This is a genomic window from Thermomonas sp., from assembly GCF_025993755.1.
Lineage (GTDB): Bacteria > Pseudomonadota > Gammaproteobacteria > Xanthomonadales > Xanthomonadaceae > Thermomonas.
In genome coordinates, this window is record NZ_JAMQHN010000182.1 from 1 (window position 1) to 2,067 (window position 2,067).

The 2,067-nt window shown below is 62.3% G+C and carries 1 protein-coding gene; it reads right to left on the reverse strand.

Features of this window, described 5'->3' with window-relative positions:
- Nucleotides 1-2,067, reverse strand: a 2,067-nt coding sequence (locus tag Q0X16_RS12930; protein WP_297835196.1) for a Tn3 family transposase, incomplete at both ends; no start/stop codon positions are given.

A 2,067-nucleotide genomic window follows, 5' to 3' on the forward strand; every position in this document is an offset into this window, starting at 1 on the left:
GAGCCCGAAAGGTCTGGTACAGCCGATTCTTGCGGCTGTAGTTGCCAAGCTTGCGCAGCAGTGTCGACGCCGCGATCTTGCCGGACTTGATCGACAGCACCACTTGCATCAGATCCTTCCAGTGGGTCTCGATCAAATCCCAGTCCACGTCTTCCCGGAACAGCGCGTCGATGTGCTCGTAGCGGCTGTCCTCCTCCGGACGGAAGAACCGGTAGTCGCGCCAATTGCGGATACGCGGCATCAGCTGGATGCCCAGTAGATGCGACAGCCCAAACACCGGCAACGATTGGCCCTGAGTATCGGCGTGGACGGTGTCAGGTTGGATATCAGAGGTGTTCTTCAACAGCCCGTCGATGATGTACACCGCTTCCCACACACCGCAAGGGATGAAATGACTGAAGAGCGCCACGTAGGTATCAGATACGTGGTGATAGGCAATGCCGCCGTAGCCGCCATAACGGATGTGGTATGACGCGAGCAGATTCTGGTCGTACAGGTCGTACTTGGTGCCGTCGGCCGCGGCACGCTTCCCGTCACCCCAGAGTTTTGGGAGTTGCAGGCCGGCATAGCTGTTGATGATGTCGCGACAGGCCGCTGCCAGCTTGTTCGCATCCACGTGCCGGCGATTGACGAACGACAGCATGTGCGCGGAAGCGGCGCCACGCAGGTGCCGTGCGGCTTGGGCCGGGCCAAGGTTGCAGCCATAGGTGAACGCCGTCAGCACGTAGCGCTCGGTCGGCTGGTCGATCTTGGTGTCGGATCCGGACAGCGGTCCGAAATGCCGCGGCCAGCCGGTCCAGTGGGCCACGTCGCACAGGATCTCGATGACGCTGCGCTCGCGCAGGCGGTCGAGGATCGCGGTTTCCAAGGCGCGAGCACCGCGGCTCATGTCCTTGGCCTTGTGGCGTTTGAGCACCGGCAACCCGTCGTCGTCGATGATCACCTGGCCGTTCTCCAGATAACCCTGGTCGGTCAGGTCTGCAACCTGCATCAGCTTGCTCTGCAGCGCATTGACGAATCCCACCGCAGAGGCCGGCAAGCCTACTTGGCGACAGTAGTCGTCCAGCAGCGGCTCGCACTGCTCCCAAGGCAGCAACTGCTGGCGGTAGTCGGCGTAGGTTTCCGAGCCGCGTACAGCCACGTCGCCGGATTTCAGTTCGTTGGCCAGCGAGGAGAACACGCACACCTCGAACAGGCGGCGATGGATGCGTTCCTCTCCCTGTTCGGTGCGGCGGGTAATGGTCTTTCGCCAGAGATGGGTCGTGAACGCCAGATCGACCGGTTCATCGAGCCAATCGCCGCGGGCACGCTCCTGCGACAGGATCAGCTCGATAGCATCCATCAACGAACGGTCTTCGGTGGTGGATTCCAGGTCTAGCCTGCGCACCATGCGCAGGATGGTGGCGCGGTGGCTCTTATAGAAAGGCCACAGCAACGGCAGATGGTTGTCACCGCTGTGGGCGGCGATGGCCTCGCAATCGGCCTGTAGGGTCTGGGCGCCCCCGCGCGTGTTGACCAGGCGGCGGATTTCCCGTCCCGCGTCGGTGTCGCCAGGATGGCGATCGAGCACCTGGATCACATCCGACATCGTGGCCACGATGGCCTCGGTCTTCTCGCGGTAGCGCGCATGCAGCCGCTCCAGTTCCTCTTTACCGCGGTTGTGGATGTTGCCCATGCGTTTGATGAACATTTCCGCCAGGTCATCGCGGGTTTGCACGCGGGCGCGGTGGATCAGGCACAGTAGTAGCGCGTGTCGCTTAGCCGGGCCGAAATCGCGCAGCTCGGCGGCGTCCAGCGCCCGGGCCTCGGCAGCAAAGTGCTTGCGTTTGAGTTCTGGCACCTCCGCCAGATGTTGCTCGTCGCCTACCAGCTCGCCTAACTGGGCGATATGATCGATCAGTTCCTGGAAGTGCTGCAGCGACGAGCGCTTGGGCAAGCGCTTGATGGCCTGCAGTAGGCTCTTGGTGCGAACATCGGTGACGACCAGAAGATCGTCCAGCCGTTGCTTCTCGTCCACCGTCAGACGGGCGTCGATGAGGGCGAAGTAACGACCGTTGACCAGGGTCC